The organism is Thermus sp., assembly GCF_040290245.1.
Classification (GTDB): domain Bacteria; phylum Deinococcota; class Deinococci; order Deinococcales; family Thermaceae; genus Thermus_A.
This window is the reverse complement of the sequence record NZ_PSMQ01000052.1, coordinates 1-11,946: the sequence shown is the minus strand read 5'-3', so window position 1 is coordinate 11,946 and position 11,946 is coordinate 1. Positions and strand designations below refer to the sequence as shown.

Genomic DNA, 11,946 nt, shown 5'->3' with positions numbered 1-11,946 from the left:
TGATGTTCGAGGTGGCCGGGGTGACGGAGGAGCAGGCCCTGGAGGCCCTGCGGATCGCTGGCCACAAGCTGCCCATCAGGACCAAGGTGGTGAGGAGGGACGCCTACGATGAAGCGCAGTGAGGTGAGGGAGCTTTTGAAAAAGGCGCGCGGCCTCTCCCTGCTGGAACTGGAGAAGCTCATCCGGGAGAAGAAGCGGGAGCTGATGGATCTGCGCTTCCAGGCGGCGATTGGCCAGCTTTCCCAGAACCATCGCATCCAGGACACCAAGAAGTCCATCGCCCGCCTGCTCACCGTCTGGAACGAGAAGCGCAAGGGGGGGGAGGATGCCTAAGAAGGTGCTGGTCGGGGTGGTGGTGAGCGACAAGGCCCAGAAGACCGTGACGGTTCTGGTGGAGCGCCAGTTCCCCCACCCCCTTTACGGCAAGGTGATCCGTCGGTCCAAGAAGTACCTGGCCCACGACGAGAACGAGGCGTACAAGGTGGGGGATGTGGTGGAGATCGTCGAGTCCCGCCCCATCTCCAAAAGGAAGCGGTTCAGGGTCTTGCGCCTTTTGGAGTCCGGCCGGATGGACCTGGTGGAGAAGTACCTGGTCCGCCGGCAGAACTACGAGACCCTGGCCAAGCGGAAGGGGGGTAAGGCATGATCCAGCCTCAGACCTACCTCGAGGTGGCCGACAACACCGGGGCCCGCAAGATCATGTGCATCCGGGTTCTGAAGGGCTCCAACGCCAGGTACGCCTCCGTGGGGGACATCATCGTGGCCAGCGTGAAGGAGGCCATCCCCCGGGGCATGGTCAAGGAGGGGGAGGTGGTCAAGGCGGTGGTGGTCCGGACCAAGAAGGAGGTCAAGCGGCCCGACGGCTCCGCCATCCGCTTTGACGACAACGCCGCGGTCATCGTCAACAACCAGCTCGAGCCCCGGGGCACCCGGGTCTTCGGGCCCGTGGCGCGGGAGCTCCGCGAGCGGGGCTTCATGAAGATCGTCTCCCTGGCGCCGGAGGTGCTGTGATGAAGCTTCACGTCAAAAAGGGGGACACCGTCTGGGTGGCCTCTGGCAAGCACAAGGGCAAGACCGGCGTGGTGAAGCAGGTCCTGCCCAAGAGGATGAAGGTGGTGGTGGAGGGGGTGAACATCGTCAAGAAGGCGGTCCGCCCGAGCCCAAAGCATCCCCAGGGCGGGTTCATCGAGGTGGAGGCCCCCTTGCACATCGCCAAGGTCCGCCCCCTCTGCCCCGCCTGCGGCAAGCCCACCCGGGTGCGGCGGAGGCTCATGGAGAACGGGAAGAAGGTCCGCGTCTGCGCCAAGTGCGGCGGGGTTTTGGACAGGGAGTGGGTGAAGTGATATGCCGCTGGAGGTAGCGCTCAAGAAGAAGTACTACGAGGAGGTCCGGCCCGAGCTCATCAAGCGCTTTGGCTATGAGAACATCTGGGCCGTGCCCCGCCTGGTCAAGGTGGTGGTGAACCAGGGCCTGGGGGAGGCCAAGGAGGACGCCCGCATCCTGGAGAAGGCGGCCAAGGAGCTCTCCCTCCTCACCGGCCAGAAGCCCGCCGTCACCCGGGCCAAAAAGTCCATCTCCAACTTCAAGCTCCGCAAGGGGATGCCCATCGGCCTTAAAGTAACCCTCCGGGGCGACCGGATGTGGATCTTCTTGGAGAAGCTCTTAAGCGTGGCCCTGCCGCGCATCCGTGACTTTAGGGGGGTGAGCCCGAATGGGTTTGACGGACGGGGCAATTACAACCTGGGCCTGAGGGAGCAGCTCGTCTTCCCCGAGATCACCTACGAGCTTGCGGACGCGCCCCGGGGCATGGATATCGCCATCGTCACCACGGCCCAGACGGACGAGGAGGCCCGGGCCCTTCTGGAGCTTTTGGGCTTTCCCTTCAGAAAGTGAGGGAACATGGCGAGAAAAGCGCTTATCGAGAAGGCCAAGAGGACCCCAAAGTTCAGGGTGCGGGCCTACACCCGGTGCGTCCGGTGCGGGCGGGCCCGGAGCGTGTACCGCTACTTCGGCCTCTGCCGCATCTGCCTGAGGGAGCTGGCCCACAAGGGGCAGCTTCCCGGGGTCCGGAAGGCCAGCTGGTAGCCGTGGCCGGTCGGGGGGGTTCCCTCGAGACCGCACGCGCGAGGAAGGAGAGAGAAAATGCTGACCGACCCAATCGCCGACATGCTGACCCGGATTCGAAACGCCACCCGGGTCTACAAGGAGAGCACGGAGGTGCCCGCCTCCCGCTTCAAGGAGGAGATTTTGAAGATCCTGGCGCGGGAGGGGTTCATCCGGGGGTATGAGCGGGTGGAGGTGGAGGGCAAGCCCTACCTCCGGGTCTACCTGAAGTACGGCCCCCGCCGGGGGACGAAGCGGGAGCAGGTCATCCAGCACCTCCGGCGGATCAGCCGTCCGGGCCGCCGGGTCTACGTGGGGGTGAAGGAGATCCCCCGGGTGCGCCGGGGGCTTGGGATCGCCATCCTGTCCACCCCAAAGGGCGTTTTGACCGACCGGGAGGCCCGGAAGGAAGGGGTGGGCGGCGAGCTCATCTGTGAGGTGTGGTGATGTCCAGGATCGGCAGGCAACCCATTCCCCTGCCCAAGGGGGTCGCGGTGGAGGTCGCTTTGGGGCAGGTCAAGGTGAAGGGGCCCAAGGGGGAGCTTTCCGTCCCCATAAGCCCGGAGATGCGGGTGGTGGTGGAGGGGGGTCTGGTCCGGGTGGAGCGCCCCAGCGATGACCGGCGCCACCGGAGCCTGCACGGCCTCACCCGGACCCTGATCGCCAACGCGGTCAAGGGGGTTTCCGAGGGGTACGTGCGGGAACTCCTCATCAAGGGCATCGGGTACCGGGCCCGGCTCTCGGGCCGGGCGGTGGAGCTCACCGTGGGGTACAGCCACCCCGTGGTGGTGGAGCCCCCCCCGGGGGTCAGCTTTGAGGTGCCCGAGCCCACCAAGATCCGGGTCCTGGGGATCGACAAGCAGCTCGTGGGCCAGGTGGCGGCCAACCTGCGCGCGGTGCGCAGGCCCAGCGCCTACCACGAGAAGGGGATCTACTACGCCGACGAGCCCATCCGGCTCAAGCCGGGCAAGGCCGGGGCGAAGAAGTGAGGGAGGAAGGCATGGCACGTCTGACCGCCTATGAGCGCCGCACGTTCCGGGTCCGCAACCGGGTCAAACGGACCGGCCGCCTGCGCCTTTCCGTCTTCCGGAGCCTGAACCACATCTACGCCCAGATCATCGACGACGAGAAGGGGCACACCCTGGTGGCCACAAGCAGCCTGGCCCTAAAGCTCAAGGGCAACAAGACGGAGGTGGCCCGGCAGGTGGGGCGGGCGCTCGCCGAGGAGGCCTTGAAGAAGGGGATCAGGCAGGTGGCCTTTGACCGGGGGCCGTACAAGTACCACGGCCGGGTCAAGGCCCTGGCGGAGGGGGCCCGGGAGGGGGGCCTCGAGTTCTAAGGAGGAGGCATGCCGGAGACGGATTTTGAGGAGAAGATGATCCTGGTGCGCCGCACCGCCAGGATGCAGGCGGGTGGGCGGCGGTTCAAGTTCGGCGCCCTGGTGGTGGTGGGGGACCGGCAGGGCCGGGTGGGCCTGGGCCTGGGCAAGGCCCCCGAGGTCCCCTTGGCGGTGCAGAAGGCCAACTACTACGCCCGCCGCAACATGGTGGAGGTGCCCATCCTCAATGGGACCATCCCCCACGAGATCGAGGTGGAGTACGGGGCCTCCAAGATCCTCCTTAAGCCCGCCGCCCCGGGCACGGGGGTGATCGCGGGGGCGGTGCCCCGGGCCATCTTGGAGCTTGCCGGCATCACCGACATCCTCACCAAGGAGCTGGGGAGCCGCAACCCCATCAACATCGCCTACGCCACCATGGAGGCCCTGCGCCAGCTTAGGACCTGGGACGATGTCCAGCGGCTCAGAAAGGAGAGCGCGTGATGAGGCTGAAGGTGAAGCTGGTCAAAAGCCCCATCGGCTACCCCAAGGACCAGAAGGCCGCCCTGAAGGCCCTGGGGCTTAGGCGGCTTGGCCGGGAGCAGGTGTTTGAGGACCGGCCGGAGATCCGGGGGCAGATCGAGAAGGTCAGGCACCTTTTGCGGGTGGAGGTGGTGGAATGAAGCTGAGCGACCTGCGCCCCAACCCAGGGGCCAACAAGCGGCGGAAGCGGGTGGGCCGGGGCCCGGGCTCCGGGCACGGGAAGACCGCGACCCGGGGTCACAAGGGCCAGAAGTCCCGCTCCGGCGGGCTCAAGGACCCCCGCCGGTTCGAAGGGGGGCGGTCCACCCTCCTCATGCGCCTGCCCAAGCGGGGGATGCCGGGCCAGGTCCCGGGGGAGATCAGGCGGCCCCGGTACCAGGGGGTGAACCTCAAGGACCTGGCCCGGTTTGAGGGGGAGGTGACCCCGGAGCGGCTGGTCGAGGTGGGGATTCTGAAAAAAGGGTATCGGCTTAAGATCCTGGGGGAGGGGGAGGCCAAGCCCCTCCGGGTGGTGGCCCACGCCTTCTCCAAAAGTGCCTTGGAAAAGCTAAGGGCCGCGGGCGGCGAGGCGGTGGTCCTCACCCCCTCGCCCTCTGAGGCCTCGGGGGCCTGAGATGCTTAGGGCCTTCCGGAGTGCACTCCTCATCCCCGAGCTCCGCCAACGCATCCTCTTTACCCTTCTGGTCCTCGCCGCCTACCGCCTGGGGGCCTTCATCCCCACTCCCGGGGTGGACCTGGCCAAGATCCGCGACTTCCTCCAGACCACCCAGGGGGGGGTTTTCGGCATCATCAACCTGTTCTCCGGGGGCAACTTCGAGCGCTTCTCCATCTTCGCTTTGGGGATCATGCCCTACATCACCGCCTCCATCATCATGCAGCTTCTCATCAGCGTGGTGCCCACCCTGGAGAAGCTCTCCAAGGAGGGGGAGGAGGGGCGCCGGGTCATCCAGCAGTACACCCGCGTGGGGGGCATCCTCCTGGGGGCCTTTCAGGGCTTCTTTCTGGCCACTGCCTTTTTGGGGGCGGAAGGGGGGCGGTTCCTCCTTCCCGGCTGGAGCCCGGGGCCCTTCTTCTGGATGGTGGTGGTGGTCACCCAGGTGGCGGGGATCGCCCTTCTCCTTTGGATGGCGGAGCGGATCACCGAGTACGGCATCGGCAACGGCACCAGCATGATCATTTTCGCCGGGATCGTGGTGGGGTGGCTTCCCCAGCTTTTCCGCACCGCGGGCCTCATCCGGACCGGGGAGGTCAACCTGGTGGCCTTCCTCTTTTTCCTGGCCTTCATCGTGCTGGCCTTTGCCGGGATGGCCGCGGTGCAGCAGGCGGAGCGGCGCATCCCCGTCCAGTACGCCCGCAAGGTGGTGGGCCGCCGGGTCTATGGGGGGCAGTCCACCTACATCCCCATCAAGCTGAACGCCGCAGGGGTCATTCCCATCGTCTTCGCCGCGGCGCTTTTGCAGATCCCCATCTTCCTCACCGCCCCCTTCCAGGGAAGCCCGGTGGCCCAGGCCATCGCCAACTTCTTCAACCCCCGGCACTTCTCCGGCCTCGCCATCGAGGTGGTCCTCATCGTGCTCTTCACCTACGTCTACACCGCCGTCCAGTTCGACCCCAGGCGGATTGCCGAGTCCTTGCGGGAGTACGGAGGCTTTATCCCGGGGATTCGGCCGGGGGAGCCCACGGTCAGGTTCCTCGAGCACATCGTCTCCCGGCTCACCCTATGGGGGGCGCTCTTCCTAGGCCTGGTCGCCGCCTTCCCCCAGGTGGTGCAAAACCTGACGGGGGTTCAGAGCCTCTCCTTCTCCGGGATCGGCCTCCTCATCGTGGTGGGCGTGGCTTTGGACACCCTGCGGCAGATCGAGAGCCAGCTCATGCTCCGGAACTACGAAGGGTTCCTGAGCAAGGGGCGGATCCGCGGACGGACGAGGTGAGCGGTGGAGCGGACGGCGATCATCTTCCTTGGCCCCCCGGGGGCGGGCAAGGGCACCCAGGCGGCCCGGCTTTCCCAGGAGCTGGGCTTCAAGAAGCTCTCCACCGGGGATATCCTGCGGGACCACGTGGCCCGGATGACCCCCCTGGGGCAGGCGGTGGGGCCCATCATGGAGCGGGGGGACCTGGTGCCGGACGACCTCATCCTGGCCCTTATCCGGGAGGAGCTTTCCGGAAAGGTGGTCTTTGACGGCTTTCCCCGCACCCAGGCCCAGGCGGAGGCCTTGGACCGCCTTTTGGCGGAGGCGGGCATCCGGCTTCTGGGGGTGGTCTTGGTGGAGGTGCCCGAGGAGGAGCTCGTCCGGCGGATGCTCAAGCGGGCCGGGCTCGAGGGCCGTCCGGACGACAACGAGGAGACGATAAGGCGGCGCCTCGAGGTCTACCGCACCCAGACCGCCCCCCTGGTCGCGTACTACGAGCGGAAGGGGCTTCTCAGGCGCGTCGACGGGCTGGGGACGCCCGAGGAGGTCTACGCCCGCATCCGGGGGGCTTTGGGGGTGTAGTGGCGATCAAGCTGAAAAGCGCGTGGGAGCTGGAGCGGATGGCCGCGGCGGGGGCCCTCCTCACCGAGGTGGTGGAGGAGGTGGCCCGGCACATCGCCCCCGGGGTGACCACCAAGGAGCTGGACCAGATCGCCCATGAGGCCATCCTTCGAAGGAAGGCCAGGCCGGCCTTCCTCGGCCTTTACGGCTTCCCCGCCACCCTTTGCACCTCGGTGAACGAGGTGGTGGTCCACGGGATCCCCTCGGACCTGCCCTTGCAGGAGGGGGATATCCTTTCGATCGACGTGGGCCTTATCTACAACGGCTTCGCCGCGGATATGGCCCGCACCTACCCGGTGGGCCGGGTTTCCGAGGAGGCCCAGAGGCTCATCCAGGTCACGGAGGCCGCCTTCTGGGAGGGGTTTAACCTCCTGCGCCCCGGTTACCGCACGGGGGATGTGGCCCACCGGGTCCAGACCTTTGTGGAGGGGCACGGCTTCCACGTGGTGCGGGAGTTCGTGGGCCACGGGGTGGGGCGGGAGATCCACGAGGACCCCCAGCTTCCCAACTACGGCAAGCCGCAAACGGGACCCAGGCTCCGGCCTGGGATGGTTCTGGCCCTGGAGCCCATGGTGACCCTCAGGCCTGCTTCTGTGGTAATATTGGAAGATGGCTGGACGGCGAGCGCCGGGAGGGGCAACCTCGCCGCCCACTACGAGAACACCGTGGCCGTCACCGAGGAGGGGCCGAGGCTCCTCACGGGGGTGCTTGCGGCGGTGCGATAGGGGGGGTTGTGGCGAAGGAGAAGGACACCATTCGGGCGGAGGGCGTGGTCACCGAGGCCTTGCCCAACACCATGTTCCGGGTCAGGCTGGACTCGGGGCCTGAGATCCTGGCGTACATTTCGGGAAAGATGCGGATGCACTACATCCGCATCCTGCCGGGGGACCGGGTGGTGGTGGAGATCACCCCTTACGACCCCACCCGGGGCCGGATCGTCTACCGGAAGTGAGGGATAGGCATGAAGGTACGGGCATCGGTCAAGAGGATGTGCGAGAAGTGCAAGGTGGTGCGCCGGCACGGCCGGGTGTACGTGATCTGCGAGAACCCCAAGCACAAGCAGCGGCAGGGGTAAAGGGAGGAGACCGTGGCGCGGATTGCAGGCGTGGAGATCCCCAGGAACAAAAGGGTGGACGTGGCCCTGACCTATATCTATGGCATCGGCCCCGCCCGGGCCAAGGAGGCCCTGGAGAAGACCGGCATCAACCCGGCCACCCGGGTGAAGGACCTGACGGACCAGGAGGTGGTCCGGCTTCGCGAGTACGTGGAGAACGCGTGGAAGCTCGAGGGCGAGCTGCGCGCGGAGGTGGCCGCGAACATCAAGCGCCTGATGGACATCGGGTGCTACCGGGGCCTGCGTCACCGGAGGGGTCTGCCCGTGCGGGGCCAGCGCACCCGGACCAACGCCCGCACCCGCAAGGGGCCGCGTAAGACGGTGGCCGGGAAGAAGAAGGCCCCGAGGAAGTAGCCTGTAGGGCCAGCGGATACTCCAGGCGTTAGGAGAAGGAGAGTATGGCCAGAGCGAAGACGAAAAAGAAGGTCAAGCGACAGGTGGCGAGCGGCAAGGCGTATATCCACGCCTCCTACAACAACACCATCGTGACGATCACCGATCCGGACGGGAACCCCATCACCTGGTCCTCGGGGGGGGTCATCGGGTACAAGGGAAGCCGGAAGGGGACGCCCTACGCCGCCCAGCTTGCGGCCATGGACGCGGCGAAGAAGGCCATGGCCTACGGGATGAACAGCGTGGATGTGATCGTCCGGGGCACCGGGGCGGGCCGGGAGCAGGCCATCCGGGCCCTGCAGGCTTCTGGCCTCCAGGTCAAGTCCATCGTGGACGACACCCCGGTGCCCCACAACGGGTGCCGGCCCAAGAAGAAGTTCCGGAAGGCTTCATAAGGAGTAGAGCGTATGGGTCGTTACATTGGTCCAGTCTGCCGTCTTTGCCGCCGCGAAGGGGTCAAGCTTTACCTGAAGGGGGAGCGGTGCTACAGCCCCAAGTGCGCCATGGAGCGCCGTCCGTACCCCCCGGGCCAGCACGGTCAGCGCCGCGCCCGCCGTCCTTCCGACTACGCGGTGCGCCTTAGGGAAAAGCAGAAGCTCCGCCGCATCTACGGGGTCTCCGAGACCCAGTTCCGCAACCTCTTCGAGGAGGCGAGCCGGAAGAAAGGGGTCACGGGCACGGTCTTCCTGGGGCTTTTAGAGTCCCGGTTGGACAACGTGGTCTACCGCCTGGGCTTCGCCGCCTCCCGCCGCCAGGCCCGCCAGATGGTCCGCCACGGCCACATCCTGGTCAACGGGAAGCGGGTGGACCTGCCCGCCTACCGCCTGAAGCCGGGGGACGAGGTGGCCATTGCCGAGAAGAGCAGGAACCTGGACTTCATCCGCCAGAACCTGGAGGCCATGAAGGGGCGCAGGGTGGGGTCCTGGCTTTCCTTGGACGTGGAGGGGATGAAGGGGAGGTTTCTGCGCCTGCCCGACCGCGAAGACCTGGCGTTGCCCGTCAACGAGCAGCTGGTGATCGAGTTCTACTCCAGGTAAGGAGGGAGCCTTGGAAAGCAGATTGAAAGCCCCCGTGTTCACCGCCCGTGTCCAGGGCAAGGACTACGGGGAGTTCGTCCTCGAGCCCCTGGAACGGGGGTTCGGCGTGACCTTAGGCAACCCCCTGCGCCGCATCCTCCTTTCCTCCATCCCGGGGACGGCGGTGACCAGCGTCTACATCGAGGACGTCCTCCACGAGTTTTCCACCATCCCCGGGGTGAAGGAGAGCGTGGTGGAGATCCTCCTCAACCTGAAGGAGCTGGTGGTCAGGTTCCTGGACCCCGGCCTCCAGACCGTCACCCTTTCCCTTCGCGCCCAGGGGCCCAAGGTGGTCCGGGCGGGGGAGCTCGAGGCCCCGCCGGACGTCCAGATCCTTAACCCCTTCCAGCCCATCGCCACCTTGGAGGAAGGGGGGAGGCTCGTCATGGAGGTCCGGGTCGACCGGGGGGTGGGGTACGTCCCGGCGGAGAAGCACGGGATCAAGGACCGGATCAACTCCATCCCCGTGGACGCCCTCTTCTCCCCCGTGCGCCGGGTGGCCTTCCAGGTGGAGGACACCCGCCTCGGCCAGCGGACCGACCTGGACAAGCTCACCTTGCGCATCTGGACGGACGGCTCCGTCACCCCCTTGGAGGCTTTGAACCAGGCGGTGGGGATCCTCCGGGAGCACCTCTCCTACTTCCAGCAGACCCCCCAGGCCCCGGGCCAGGTGGAGGAGGTGGTGGTGGAGAGGCCCAAGGAAAAGGAGGAGGTCCCGGACATCCCGGTGGACGACCTCGGCCTGTCCACCCGGGTTCTCCACAGCCTGAAGGAGGAGGGGATTGAGTCGGTGCGGGCCCTGCTCGCCCTCAACCTGAGGGATCTTCGGAACATTCCCGGCATCGGGGACCGGAGCCTGGAGGAGATCAAGGAGGCCCTGGCCAAGTGGGGCCTCTCCCTAAAGGAGTGAGACCATGCGCCACCTGAAAGCGGGACGCAAACTCAACCGGCACTCGGCCCACCGCCTGGCCCTTTTCCGGAACCAGGCCAAAAGCCTTCTCGCCCACGGCCGCATCACCACCACCATTCCCAAGGCCAAGGAGCTCACGGGCTTCGTGGACCATCTCATCACCCTGGCCAAACGGGGGGACCTCCATGCCCGCCGCTTGGTCCTGCGGGACCTTCAGGATGTGAAGCTGGTCCGCCGCCTCTTTGACGAGATCGCCCCCCGGTACAAGGATCGGCCGGGTGGCTACACCCGGGTCCTCAAGCTGGCCGAGCGCCGCAAGGGGGACGGCACCCAGCTGGCCCTGGTGGAGCTTGTAGACTAGCCCCTCACGGCCCCTTGGCCCCGGGGTCTTCCCCGGGGCCTTTCTTCAGGAGCCGGAGCAGGGTGTCCTCCAGCTCCCCGATGTAGGCGGCCAGGGTGTTCCCGTGTTTTTCCAGGGTTTCCTCCAGCCGGGCTGAAAGAGCGTTGATCTCGGCCTTTTCCGCCTCTTCTAGCCGCTTAAGCTCCGCCTCGAGGAACCGTTTGAGCTCGGTGTAGCGGCTCTCCTCCGCCTCCTCCGCGAGCTTTTTGTACTGGAGCATCTCCCGGGCGTACCGCTTGACCTCCAGAAGGGCCGCGGTCTCGAGGCCGATGGTGAAAAGCAGATAGAGGAGGGAAAGGAGGACGATGAGGGAGAGGAGGACCACCCCTAACGGGGCCTCCACCCGGGTCAGGCCCAGGGATAAGGAGCTGGGCCGGGTGAACTCGTTCCAGTTCAAGGCGGCGAAGACGCCCACCAGGGCTAAAACGATAAGCACAAACCAGGTGCGTCCCATAGCGAACCCCTACGAGTATACTGGCCTGCCATGGGGGCGGGGTACCTCTTCCTGGCGGCGGCACTCTGGGGGCTTTTAGGCCCGGTGGCCCGGCTGGCCTTTCAAGAGGGGCTCTCCCCCTTGGAGGTGGCCTTCTACCGGGCGGTCTTGGCCTGGCCCCTTTTCCTTTTCCATGCGCTTCGCCTGAGGAGGATCCGGGTGGAGGGAAGGGACCTTCCCTGGATCCTCCTCTTCGGCCTGGTGGGGGTCTCCCTCTTCTATGGGGCCTATCAGCTTGCGGTGGGCCGGGCGGGGGCGGCTTTGGCCAGCATCCTCCTCTACACCGCTCCCGCCTGGGTGGCCCTGTTTTCCCGGCTCTTCCTCCGGGAACCTTTGGGCCCCCGGGGGGGCGTGGCGTTGGCGCTCACCCTTTTAGGCGTCGGACTCATCGGCTGGGGGGGGGAGGCGAGGCCCGATCCCTTGGGCATCGCCTTCGGCCTTTTGGCTGGGTTCTCCTACGCCCTGTATTACCTTTTTGGCAAGGTCTTCCTGCCCCGGTACGCGACCCCGACCCTTTTTGCCTACCTTCTGCCCGTGGGGGCTTTGGGCCTTCTGCCCTTTTTAAAGCCCCATCCCCTTTCCCTTTTGGCCTTGGGTGCGGTGGGGTTTCTGGCCCTTTTCTCCACCTACGGGGCCTACCTGGCCTACTACGCCGGCCTAAGGAGGATGCCCGCCACCCGGGCCAGCGTTTTGGCCACCCTGGAGCCCGTGGTGGCCGCCGGGGTGGCCTATCTCTGGTGGGGGGAGCGGCTTCCCCCCTGGGGGTACCTGGGGGCGGGCCTGATCCTCCTGGCTGTCCTCCTCACTCTGGCCCCTCAGAGGCCGAGGTAGGCCTTCCAGGCCTCGGGGACCTCCTTGAAGTCGGCAAGGAAAAGGGGCAGCCTGGGGGCCCGGGGGGGTCTCAAGAGCCGCATCCCCGCTTCCTCCGGGGTCCGCCCCCCCTTCTTGAGGTTGCAGGCCCGGCAGGCGGTGACGAGGTTCTCCCAGGTGCTCCGCCCCCCCCGGCTTTTGGGCAGGATGTGGTCCACGGTGAGCTCCCCCCCCTGGCGGCCGCAGTACTGGCAGGGG

The 11,946-nt window shown here is 66.6% G+C and carries 26 protein-coding genes; 24 read left to right on the top strand and 2 right to left on the bottom strand.

The annotated features are described in order from the left end of the window. The 23 genes from C4301_RS07740 to rplQ form a co-directional block, all read left to right on the top strand. On the top strand, positions 1–122 hold a 122-nt coding region (locus C4301_RS07740), incomplete at its 5' end, for a ribosomal protein L16 (RefSeq protein WP_352414523.1). Further along, the gene (gene rpmC / locus C4301_RS07735) at positions 109–333 is read left to right on the top strand and encodes a 50S ribosomal protein L29 (RefSeq protein WP_352414522.1); all 225 of its coding nucleotides are present in this window, start codon (positions 109–111) and stop codon (positions 331–333) included. The genes C4301_RS07740 and rpmC, both read left to right, overlap by 14 nt. After that, a complete protein-coding gene (rpsQ, locus tag C4301_RS07730; protein ID WP_352414521.1) occupies positions 326–646 on the top strand; it encodes a 30S ribosomal protein S17 in 321 nt (106 codons plus the stop codon). The genes rpmC and rpsQ overlap by 8 nt, the downstream gene beginning before the upstream one ends. Further along, positions 643–1,011 carry a 50S ribosomal protein L14 gene (gene rplN / locus C4301_RS07725; RefSeq protein ID WP_352414520.1) on the top strand — a complete coding sequence of 123 codons (369 nt, stop codon included), beginning with the start codon at positions 643–645 and terminating at the stop codon, positions 1,009–1,011. The genes rpsQ and rplN overlap by 4 nt, the downstream gene beginning before the upstream one ends. Next, on the top strand, positions 1,011–1,343 hold the full coding sequence (rplX, locus tag C4301_RS07720) for a 50S ribosomal protein L24 (protein WP_352414519.1): 333 nt from the start codon (positions 1,011–1,013) through the stop codon (positions 1,341–1,343). Before rplN ends, rplX begins: the two co-directional genes overlap by 1 nt. A 1-nt stretch (position 1,344) precedes the next feature. Continuing rightward, positions 1,345–1,893, top strand: a complete 549-nt coding sequence (rplE, locus tag C4301_RS07715) for a 50S ribosomal protein L5 (RefSeq protein ID WP_352414518.1) — start codon at positions 1,345–1,347, stop codon at positions 1,891–1,893. Positions 1,894–1,899: 6 nt separating this feature from the next. Then, complete coding sequence (locus C4301_RS07710) at positions 1,900–2,085, top strand: type Z 30S ribosomal protein S14 (protein ID WP_352414517.1); 186 nt, start codon at positions 1,900–1,902, stop codon at positions 2,083–2,085. Between the two features lie 57 nt (positions 2,086–2,142). Beyond that, complete coding sequence (rpsH, locus tag C4301_RS07705; protein ID WP_352414516.1) at positions 2,143–2,550, top strand: 30S ribosomal protein S8; 408 nt, start codon at positions 2,143–2,145, stop codon at positions 2,548–2,550. Then, positions 2,550–3,092, top strand: a complete 543-nt coding sequence (gene rplF / locus C4301_RS07700; RefSeq protein ID WP_352414515.1) for a 50S ribosomal protein L6 — start codon at positions 2,550–2,552, stop codon at positions 3,090–3,092. The genes rpsH and rplF overlap by 1 nt, the downstream gene beginning before the upstream one ends. Before the next feature lie 11 nt (positions 3,093–3,103). After that, positions 3,104–3,442: a 50S ribosomal protein L18 gene (gene rplR / locus C4301_RS07695; protein WP_352414514.1), complete on the top strand. Its 339-nt coding sequence runs from the start codon at positions 3,104–3,106 to the stop codon at positions 3,440–3,442. Between the two features lie 9 nt (positions 3,443–3,451). Continuing rightward, positions 3,452–3,922 (top strand): 30S ribosomal protein S5, encoded by a 471-nt coding sequence (gene rpsE, locus C4301_RS07690; RefSeq protein ID WP_352414513.1) that lies wholly within the window; start codon positions 3,452–3,454, stop codon positions 3,920–3,922. Further along, complete coding sequence (gene rpmD / locus C4301_RS07685; protein ID WP_352414512.1) at positions 3,919–4,101, top strand: 50S ribosomal protein L30; 183 nt, start codon at positions 3,919–3,921, stop codon at positions 4,099–4,101. The genes rpsE and rpmD overlap by 4 nt, the downstream gene beginning before the upstream one ends. After that, positions 4,098–4,574 (top strand): 50S ribosomal protein L15, encoded by a 477-nt coding sequence (gene rplO, locus C4301_RS07680; protein WP_352414511.1) that lies wholly within the window; start codon positions 4,098–4,100, stop codon positions 4,572–4,574. Before rpmD ends, rplO begins: the two co-directional genes overlap by 4 nt. 1 nt (position 4,575) lies before the next feature. Further along, positions 4,576–5,892 (top strand): preprotein translocase subunit SecY, encoded by a 1,317-nt coding sequence (gene secY / locus C4301_RS07675; RefSeq protein ID WP_352414510.1) that lies wholly within the window; start codon positions 4,576–4,578, stop codon positions 5,890–5,892. Positions 5,893–5,895: 3 nt separating this feature from the next. Further along, entirely contained in the window at positions 5,896–6,453 is a 558-nt protein-coding gene (locus C4301_RS07670; protein WP_352414509.1) for an adenylate kinase, read from the top strand. Further along, positions 6,453–7,217 (top strand): type I methionyl aminopeptidase, encoded by a 765-nt coding sequence (map, locus tag C4301_RS07665; protein WP_352414508.1) that lies wholly within the window; start codon positions 6,453–6,455, stop codon positions 7,215–7,217. The genes C4301_RS07670 and map overlap by 1 nt, the downstream gene beginning before the upstream one ends. An 8-nt stretch (positions 7,218–7,225) precedes the next feature. Then, positions 7,226–7,444 carry a translation initiation factor IF-1 gene (gene infA, locus C4301_RS07660; protein WP_352414507.1) on the top strand — a complete coding sequence of 73 codons (219 nt, stop codon included), beginning with the start codon at positions 7,226–7,228 and terminating at the stop codon, positions 7,442–7,444. A gap of 9 nt (positions 7,445–7,453) precedes the next feature. Beyond that, entirely contained in the window at positions 7,454–7,567 is a 114-nt protein-coding gene (gene rpmJ, locus C4301_RS07655; protein ID WP_003043944.1) for a 50S ribosomal protein L36, read from the top strand. A gap of 12 nt (positions 7,568–7,579) precedes the next feature. Next, positions 7,580–7,960 carry a 30S ribosomal protein S13 gene (gene rpsM / locus C4301_RS07650; RefSeq protein WP_352414506.1) on the top strand — a complete coding sequence of 127 codons (381 nt, stop codon included), beginning with the start codon at positions 7,580–7,582 and terminating at the stop codon, positions 7,958–7,960. A gap of 44 nt (positions 7,961–8,004) precedes the next feature. Continuing rightward, positions 8,005–8,394 carry a 30S ribosomal protein S11 gene (gene rpsK / locus C4301_RS07645; RefSeq protein WP_352414505.1) on the top strand — a complete coding sequence of 130 codons (390 nt, stop codon included), beginning with the start codon at positions 8,005–8,007 and terminating at the stop codon, positions 8,392–8,394. Between the two features lie 12 nt (positions 8,395–8,406). Further along, entirely contained in the window at positions 8,407–9,036 is a 630-nt protein-coding gene (gene rpsD, locus C4301_RS07640) for a 30S ribosomal protein S4 (RefSeq protein ID WP_352414504.1), read from the top strand. Between the two features lie 10 nt (positions 9,037–9,046). Beyond that, positions 9,047–9,985 carry a DNA-directed RNA polymerase subunit alpha gene (locus tag C4301_RS07635; protein WP_352414503.1) on the top strand — a complete coding sequence of 313 codons (939 nt, stop codon included), beginning with the start codon at positions 9,047–9,049 and terminating at the stop codon, positions 9,983–9,985. 4 nt (positions 9,986–9,989) lie between these two features. Then, positions 9,990–10,346, top strand: coding sequence for a 50S ribosomal protein L17 (rplQ, locus tag C4301_RS07630; protein ID WP_352414502.1), 357 nt, complete (start codon positions 9,990–9,992; stop codon positions 10,344–10,346). Positions 10,347–10,350: 4 nt separating this feature from the next. On the opposite strand, the gene C4301_RS07625 is transcribed toward rplQ, so the two are convergent. Further along, entirely contained in the window at positions 10,351–10,839 is a 489-nt protein-coding gene (locus C4301_RS07625; protein WP_352414501.1) for a DNA cytosine methyltransferase, read from the bottom strand. Positions 10,840–10,869: 30 nt separating this feature from the next. On the opposite strand from C4301_RS07625, the gene C4301_RS07620 reads away from it, so the two are divergent. Continuing rightward, positions 10,870–11,709: a DMT family transporter gene (locus C4301_RS07620; RefSeq protein ID WP_352414500.1), complete on the top strand. Its 840-nt coding sequence runs from the start codon at positions 10,870–10,872 to the stop codon at positions 11,707–11,709. Here C4301_RS07620 and C4301_RS07615 read toward each other — a convergent pair. Then, positions 11,694–11,946, bottom strand: a 253-nt coding sequence (locus C4301_RS07615) for an HNH endonuclease (RefSeq protein ID WP_352414499.1), incomplete at its 5' end; no start/stop codon positions are given. The genes C4301_RS07620 and C4301_RS07615 overlap by 16 nt on opposite strands.

Bases quoted from the DNA above. Each gene is read 5' to 3' on its own strand.
- rplR (WP_352414514.1), top strand. From the start codon at position 3,104: ATGGCACGTCTGACCGCCTATGAGCGCCGCACGTTCCGGGTCCGCAAC.
- C4301_RS07710 (WP_352414517.1), top strand. From the start codon at position 1,900: ATGGCGAGAAAAGCGCTTATCGAGAAGGCCAAGAGGACCCCAAAGTTC.
- secY (WP_352414510.1), top strand. From the start codon at position 4,576: ATGCTTAGGGCCTTCCGGAGTGCACTCCTCATCCCCGAGCTCCGCCAA.
- rpsH (WP_352414516.1), top strand. From the start codon at position 2,143: ATGCTGACCGACCCAATCGCCGACATGCTGACCCGGATTCGAAACGCC.
- rpmJ (WP_003043944.1), top strand. From the start codon at position 7,454: ATGAAGGTACGGGCATCGGTCAAGAGGATGTGCGAGAAGTGCAAGGTG.
- rpsQ (WP_352414521.1), top strand. From the start codon at position 326: ATGCCTAAGAAGGTGCTGGTCGGGGTGGTGGTGAGCGACAAGGCCCAG.
- rplO (WP_352414511.1), top strand. From the start codon at position 4,098: ATGAAGCTGAGCGACCTGCGCCCCAACCCAGGGGCCAACAAGCGGCGG.
- rpsE (WP_352414513.1), top strand. From the start codon at position 3,452: ATGCCGGAGACGGATTTTGAGGAGAAGATGATCCTGGTGCGCCGCACC.
- C4301_RS07625 (WP_352414501.1), bottom strand. From the start codon at position 10,839: ATGGGACGCACCTGGTTTGTGCTTATCGTTTTAGCCCTGGTGGGCGTC.
- rpsK (WP_352414505.1), top strand. From the start codon at position 8,005: ATGGCCAGAGCGAAGACGAAAAAGAAGGTCAAGCGACAGGTGGCGAGC.
- rplN (WP_352414520.1), top strand. From the start codon at position 643: ATGATCCAGCCTCAGACCTACCTCGAGGTGGCCGACAACACCGGGGCC.
- rplQ (WP_352414502.1), top strand. From the start codon at position 9,990: ATGCGCCACCTGAAAGCGGGACGCAAACTCAACCGGCACTCGGCCCAC.
- rpmC (WP_352414522.1), top strand. From the start codon at position 109: ATGAAGCGCAGTGAGGTGAGGGAGCTTTTGAAAAAGGCGCGCGGCCTC.
- rplX (WP_352414519.1), top strand. From the start codon at position 1,011: ATGAAGCTTCACGTCAAAAAGGGGGACACCGTCTGGGTGGCCTCTGGC.
- rplF (WP_352414515.1), top strand. From the start codon at position 2,550: ATGTCCAGGATCGGCAGGCAACCCATTCCCCTGCCCAAGGGGGTCGCG.
- rpsD (WP_352414504.1), top strand. From the start codon at position 8,407: ATGGGTCGTTACATTGGTCCAGTCTGCCGTCTTTGCCGCCGCGAAGGG.
- rplE (WP_352414518.1), top strand. From the start codon at position 1,345: ATGCCGCTGGAGGTAGCGCTCAAGAAGAAGTACTACGAGGAGGTCCGG.
- C4301_RS07620 (WP_352414500.1), top strand. From the start codon at position 10,870: ATGGGGGCGGGGTACCTCTTCCTGGCGGCGGCACTCTGGGGGCTTTTA.